Source organism: Actinophytocola sp. NPDC049390 (assembly GCF_044466355.1).
Classification (GTDB): domain Bacteria; phylum Actinomycetota; class Actinomycetes; order Mycobacteriales; family Pseudonocardiaceae; genus Actinophytocola.
On the sequence record NZ_JBITMQ010000041.1, the window covers coordinates 1 to 7007 of the forward strand.

Annotated in this window: 5 protein-coding genes; all 5 read left to right on the plus strand. The window is 66.8% G+C overall.

Annotated features, from left to right (window positions below; all coding sequences use genetic code 11):
• Positions 1–1523 (plus strand): site-specific integrase (locus ACIBVP_RS45590; protein ID WP_396112809.1); only part of this gene is annotated, 1523 nt, incomplete at its 5' end.
• Entirely contained in the window at positions 1520–3445 is a 1926-nt protein-coding gene (locus ACIBVP_RS45595; protein ID WP_168522281.1) for a hypothetical protein, read from the plus strand. The genes ACIBVP_RS45590 and ACIBVP_RS45595, both read left to right, overlap by 4 nt.
• A complete protein-coding gene (locus ACIBVP_RS45600; protein ID WP_210718364.1) occupies positions 3442–5574 on the plus strand; it encodes a hypothetical protein in 2133 nt (710 codons plus the stop codon). The genes ACIBVP_RS45595 and ACIBVP_RS45600 overlap by 4 nt, the downstream gene beginning before the upstream one ends.
• Before the next feature lie 4 nt (positions 5575–5578).
• Positions 5579–6055 carry a hypothetical protein gene (locus ACIBVP_RS45605; protein ID WP_168522279.1) on the plus strand — a complete coding sequence of 159 codons (477 nt, stop codon included), beginning with the start codon at positions 5579–5581 and terminating at the stop codon, positions 6053–6055.
• Positions 6042–6875: a hypothetical protein gene (locus tag ACIBVP_RS45610; RefSeq protein ID WP_168522277.1), complete on the plus strand. Its 834-nt coding sequence runs from the start codon at positions 6042–6044 to the stop codon at positions 6873–6875. The genes ACIBVP_RS45605 and ACIBVP_RS45610 overlap by 14 nt, the downstream gene beginning before the upstream one ends.
• Positions 6876–7007: the final 132 nt, after the last annotated feature.

The following is a 7007-nucleotide window of genomic DNA, read 5'->3' on the forward strand; positions in this document are numbered from 1 at the left end:
TTCTCTACCCGGTTCGTAGTTGTTGGTGGATGTTGATCTTTAGCCTGCCGCTCGTGAGAACTGCTTATGAGGCTGGTGGCTGGGTTGTGTTCCGGTATGAGTTGGAGTGTCTGGGTGGGACGGTGGACGATCCGTTGTTGGTGGCCCATGCGGGGTTGTTGGCTGGGTTGGCCGAGCGGGGGCGTCGGCGTGGTCAGCCGTTTCTGATCGGTCCGGACGGTCGTCCGGATGGTCGGGTGAACGCGTTCTTTGCGTCGCCGCGCATGTTGGGCCGGTCGCCGTTGACGTGGAAGAAGTACGCGCAGTCGTTGGGGATGTGGCTGAACTTCTTGTTGGTGCTAGGCCGGCGGTGGGACGAGGCGACCGAGGATGACGCAGAGTATTTCAAGGAGTGGCGGCTGTCGGAGCGGAGCAACCCGCGGCTGGTTGAGGCGAGCACGTTCGCGGCGAACTTGGCGGGGTTGCGCGCTTTCTATCGATGGGCCGCGCGCCGGTACGGTGTGGTCGATCCGGTCGTTGCGGTGGATGACTTCGATCTGAAGCCGCGTGGTGTCCGCGGGCAAGATGTGAAGTGGTTGGACCCGGCCGGATATCGCCGGTGGCGTGACCTCGGGGTCCGTGGTCTGGGCCTGGATGGCCGGCCGGATGGGTTGTGGCGAGGCCGAAACGAGCAGCGGGACGGCGCGTTCGTCGACGGGCTCTACAGCACCGGGCTGCGGCTGACCGAGTGGGCCAGCGTGCTGGTTACCGAGTTGCCGGACGACGACCCGGCCCGGGGTTATCGGACCTGCCGGTTGGCGGACGCCTGCGCGAAGGGTGGCTACGGCCACAAGTACTGGATCCAACGCGAGGCACTGCTCGGGGTGCTGGACTATGTCGAGGGAGCTCGGGCACGTGCCGTCCGGGATGCGCAGCGCGCCGGTCGCTACGGGCAGTTGACGACGGTGCGCTTGGTGGTCGGCTCTGAGCGAGGCCGGCTGATCATTCAGGAGCCGGACGGTCGGCGGACCGGGCCGGCGCTCAACGCGGTTGGTCCGTGGGGCCGTCGGCGGTTGTTCCGCCGCACCGAGCAGGGGCTGGAACCGTTGGCGGTCTGGCTCAACGAGGACGGGATGCCCCGGACCCCGCACGGCTGGCAGCACACCTTCGCCCAGGCCAACGACCGCATCGCCCGGGCGGGCCTGGCCGGGTTCAGTGCGACCCCGCACATGCTGCGGCACAGCTGCGCGTTGCGGTGGTATTCGGTCGGGCGGTTGGCCTATGAGCACCGGTTCGCCCATCTGAGTGTGGAGGAGACGAAAGACTTCCGGGCCCAGTTCGGCGACACGTGGGATCTGGTGGCCACGATCCTGGGCCACCGCAGCCCGGAAACCACCAAGCAGCACTACCTCGAGCCGTTCCGGGCGCTGGATGTCGAGCTGCTGTTGCAGCACGCCCAGCAGGCCGCCGTCGAGCGGTTCCTGGCCAGCTACCTTGCCGAGCACCCGCGCGTGCTCACCGACCCGGTACGGGAGGCCACGTGAGCAACCATGTGAGCATCGGTCGAGGTAGTGGCCGTCGCGCGGCGTTGCCGCCCACGGGTTACGCACCCGCCGCCCGGGTGGTCGACGACACGGCGGCTTGCCGGGTCCGGTTCGTGCCGGAGAACCCCGCGCAGGCGCCACGCGAGTTCGACTTCACCGGCTGGCCGGTGAACCTGCCGTTGCGGCAGGCGTTCGCGACCGCGTTCGCCGAACGCACCCGGCCCGGCGGCCGGGTCCGGACCAGCGAGTCGGCCTACAAGACGTTCCGCACCTTGCGCCAGTTCGCGGAATACCTGGCCGGTCTGGTGTCGCCGCCAACTACGGCCGCCGACCTGACGTCGGCGCACCTGGATGGCTGGTTCCACCCGCAGCGACAGCATGCCGGCGGGGCGATCAAGCTCGGTGAGCTGAAGACCACATTGCGCAAGATTGCGGGCACCAGCAAGGAGTTCCGGGCTGCGTTGGCACGCCGCAACCCACCGCGGGCGAACCTCACAGCGAAGACCAGCTACAGCCGCAGCGAGAACCGGCGGATTCTCAACGCCGCCCGCGCCGACATCCGCCGCGCCGCCGACCGCATCCGCGGCAACCGTGACCTGCTACGGCGCTGGCGCGCTGGCGACATGGACACCGAGCCGGGGGACATCTACCGGCGCGGCGAGCTGCTCGATTTCGTCGACCGGCATCTGGACGTCCCGCGCTATGCCTCCGTCAGTGCGGCGCCGAAGCGGTGGGTCTCGATGTTGGGCGCGGTCGAGGACCACATGACCGCGCTGCACCTGTCGAGTGTGGAGGTCGCCGCGTTCGCGGTGCTGCTGATCGGGCTGACCGGCCAGAACAAGAGCACCATCCTGACTGCGCCCGCGGCGCATCACCGGCCCGACGGCTACACCGGGCACCCGTCGACGGCGATCGTCAAGCTGGACAAGCCACGCCGCGGAGCCCGCCGGCACATGGACGTCCCGCTGACTGGTGTCCCCACCTGGGTCGGCTCCGACCCCTACACGAGAGGCGCATCCTCGGTCGGCGAACAGTCGCGGCGGGTTGATCTGCACTCGGCGTTCGGCGTCTACATGCTTCTGCACGAGCTGGCCGCGCCGGCCCGGCACGTGGTCGGGACCGACCGGCTGTTCGTGTTCTGGGCCGGCACCGGGGCGGGTGTCGGACGCGGTCTGCGCACCACATTCGACCCCCGGCTGCCCGTGGCCTGGGCGCAACGTCACGACCTGCCCACCGACACCGCTCTCGCGCAGTCCGCGCCGGACGGCCAGCGGGAGCAGTTGCAGGTCACCTTCGGCCGGCTGCGGCTGACCTACAACGAGTTGCAGCAGCGCCCGGTCGCCCACACCGAGACGACTCTGGCCAACGAGTACCTGGCCCGCAACCGCGGCAACCTGGTCGAGTATCAGCAGGTCGTCGCTGCTGCGTTGGCCGAGCAGGTGACCAAGGCGTCCACCCGCGCCCGGCTGCACACACTCAGCGAGGCCGATGTCGTCGAGGCGCGGACGCATCCGGCGCGGGTGGCCGCCCGGCACGGGATGGACACCGCGACGCTGCAGCGGGTGCTCGCTGGCGAGTTGGATACGGTGGTCGGTGCCTGTGTCGACCACACCAACAGCCCGCACACCGTGTCAGGCCAGGCATGCCGGGCCTCGTTCATGCTCTGCCTGAGCTGTCCCTGCGCCAGAGCGCTGCCCACGCACCTGCCCCTGCAGGTGCTGGTCCACGACGGCCTCCGGCAGCGCAAGTCCGCCGTCACACCGCTGCGCTGGGCGCAACGGTTCGCCCTGCCGCATGCGCAGTTGGCCGACCTGCTCGACCGCGCCGGACCGGCGGCCGTCGCTGACGCCAGACACGCCGCCACACCCGAGCAGCGTGAGCTCGCCGAACGTTTCCTCCGCCGAGAGCTGGACCTGCTATGACCCACTCCGTCACAGCCGCGCCCACCAGTGCGCTCGATCGGCCGGAGCCGGACACGCCGGTGTTGCTGCACCGCAAGCACAATCCCGCCGCAGACCCGGCCCGCCAGTCGGTGTTCGGTGACTCCCGGTGGGACCTCACACCGGGGCTGTTCGAGGCCCACGCGGTCACCTGCCGACTGAACTTCCTACCCGTCCCCGAAACGTTCCGCGACCATGCCAAGCACTACATCTGGCAGCTGATCAACCATGAACCACCCCGGCGGCTGCGCGGCACCCGTGGCACCCGGCTCGCGCTGCGCAGCGTCTCGCTCACCCTGCCCCGCATCACCGCGTTCCTGGTCTGGCTGCACACCCACCGAATCGACGGCTGCGACCAGGTCAGACCCGAGGATCTGGACCGCTACCTCGCCGACGTGATCAGCACCGAAGCCACCACCAGCATGAAATCCAGCCTGCTGATCGAGGTCCGGCGGCTCTGGGCCTACCGCGACCGGCTGCCCGAGCCGATGCGCCTCCCCATCTCGGAACCCTGGCAAGGCGAGGACCCCAAAGACCTGCTCGGCGGACGGGTCAGGCCGCGAGAGAACCGCACGCCACGTCTGGCGACGGACACCATCGAGCTGCTGCTGATGTGGTCGCTGCGGTTCGTCGACGACTTCGCCGACGACATCATCGCCGCCTTCCACGAACACCTGCGGCTGTTCCCCTACGGCCCAGCCACCCACAAACACGGCATCCAGGTCACCCGCCGGTCCGTCGACGATGTCCTCCCCGACCTGCTCGACTACCTCGACCGTCTCCACGCCAGCGGCGAGAGCCTGCCCGGCCGGCCCGGTCGCGACGGAACCCCGGAGATCGACTGGCCGCACTTCGTCCGCCTGTTCCGCAGCGGCACCGAAGCCTTCCCCCGCAGCGCCCGACTGCGGGAACCAGTCGAACACTCCGGCCTGCCGATCGCCCCCGACGCCTACCTCGACACACCCATCACCGGCCAGGTCGACGGACGTCCCTGGCGAACCACCCGCATCGGCTTCACCGAAGCCCTCGACCTGGCTATCCTGTTACGCACCGCCTGCCTCATCGTCGTGTCCTACCTGTCCGGCATGCGCACCGGTGAGGTGCTCAACCTCGAACGCGGATGCCTGTCCCACAACCCGGCCACCGGGATCTGGTCCATCACCGGCAAGAAATTCAAGGGCGCCCGGGACGAACACGGCAACAAGATCCCCGAAGGCCAATTCCGCGACGACCCGTGGGTCATCGTCGCCCAAACCGCCCACGCGGTCACCGTCCTCGAACGACTCCACTACCAGCGTCTGCTCTTCCCGGCCGAGATGCACCCGCACCGCGGCACTCACAGCACCCGTCGAGGAAGGGCACGGCACGCGCGAGGCATCCCTTACGACATCGCCGCCTTCCTGGCCTGGGTCAAGGACTACTGCATCGCGACCGGGCGTGACCACGAAGCCATCCCACCCGATCCGCACGGCGCCATCGGCACCGCACGCTTCCGCCGCACCCTGGCCTGGCACATCGTCCGCAAACCCCGCGGTCTCATCGCTGGCGCCATCCAATACGGACACCTGCACGTCCAGATGACACTCGGCTACAGCGGCTCCTACGACTCCGGATTCCCCGACGAACACGCCTACGAAGACTGGCTGTTCCGGCTCGAACGCCTTGCCGAAGACCACGAACGGCTCACCGCCGGCGAGCACATCAGCGGCCCCGCCGCAGCCACCTACATCCACCGGATCAACCAGGCACACCACACGTTCGCCGGCCGGGTCCTCACCAGCACCAGCCACGCCCACGACATGCTCACCAACCCACTGCTGCAGATCTACCCCGGCCGCGCCATGACCTGCGTATTCGACCAAGCCAAAGCCCTTTGCCAGCTACGCAGCGGCGAAGGAGACGTCCGCGCCACCCCAGACCAGGACGACTGCCGCCCCACCTGCCGCAACCTCGCTTACACCGACCGCGACATCGCCGCCCTCCACCAGCAAGCCACCGAACTGGAGAGCCTCCTCGGCGACTTCCTCGCCCCATCACCGCGCCACCAGCGCGCTCGCGCCGAACTCGACCGCCTCCACGCGCTCATCCGCAACCACACCCGAAAGCCGTGACCACGTGAAGATCGCAACCACAGCCTGGCCCACCAACGAAACCGATCCACAAAGGATCGCCATCCTCGACGCCGCCGACCGACTCCTCGCCGGCACACCACAGCGCTCCACCGGCAACCTGTCCACCGTCCAGCTCGCGGTCGAAGCCGACGTCAAGTACTGGGTCGTCGCCCAGAAACACCCCGACCTCCGCGACCACTTCCAACAACTCGCCCGCCACGCCCGCCGCACCGCCGCCGAATTCCGGAACAACCACGACCCATTCACCCAACTGCAACGCGACCACGACGCGCTCAAGAAGCACTGCACCGGCCTCGAACGACTCATCCACACCTACGCCCACGTGATCAACGAACTGTCCTCGGAGAACCAGGCGCTCCGGGAACAGGTCACCAGTCCATGCGCCACAATCACTCCACTCGGGAACCGCAAGCACAGCAGCAATGTCTCAGTAGACCGGGAGCGTTATGTCGAATCCTGACAACCTTGCCCGCTTCATATCCATTATCGGACTGCTCGTCTCACTGGCTGGCTTAACTATCGCTACTCTCAGCTATCGCCGCGGCCGTCCCCAGGTGATGATCAAGAATGTGTGTTGGCGCTCGAAGCCTGTTGCCGGTGGGATAACTGTCGAAGCAGTGCTTGCCAACCGCAGCCAAGCCAAGGCCCAGTTAACCTCAGGCGTCAGCTCGCCCGATGGGCCCATCATCGCGGAGTTCCAGCATCCCCGTGATCTACGCCTACTGGCCCGCCTCAGGCCGCGACACGCGGCACAACACGGCCGCAAGCCAGCCCAAACTCCTCTCATAGAACTGTCTCTGCCTGATCATATTGATGCTTTCTCTGCGATAAAAATCACCGGCAACCTGTTGGATGAACAGAGGATCAAGGTTCCACCAGAGTTCACAGCAATGCGCCTGCAGATCGAGTTGAGCTCAGGCAAGATCCTTTACAGTCCATGGTTCAACGCGCCACCCTACCGCGAATCAGAAAAACGCCAAGGTCTAGTGCAGTTGCGAAGGGCGTTCGGTGCGGCGATTGCTGCCGAGATGAGCGCGAGAGGCTTGTCCGTTAGCTCGGTCTGTGATGAGTCCCGCAAGCGCGGTTACAAGATCTCTCGTATTGCCGTGAATGATGTTATGAGAGGTGACAGGATTCCTCGATGGGAAAAAGTCGAGGTGATTCTAAACGCGATCAATCCTGCGGTGACGGATGAATACCTCAAAGAGTGGCGCAATCGCTGGCTCGAGCTGAACAAGTCTCACGGCAGACACTGCTCACAACAGGCCGAAGGAAGCTGATACATGCAGTCAGCGAAGCGACGCTCCGCTGAAGGTGCCGCCGATCGGACTATCCGCGGGCAAGGCCGCTACAAGGGCCGGGCTACCCCGCCACCCGTGACCGATCAACAGTGTCTGACCGGCGAGAGAACG

Excerpts from the sequence above, each read along its gene's own strand:
- ACIBVP_RS45600 (WP_210718364.1), top strand. The coding sequence starts at position 3,442 with ATGACCCACTCCGTCACAGCCGCGCCCACCAGTGCGCTCGATCGGCCG.
- ACIBVP_RS45610 (WP_168522277.1), top strand. The coding sequence starts at position 6,042 with ATGTCGAATCCTGACAACCTTGCCCGCTTCATATCCATTATCGGACTG.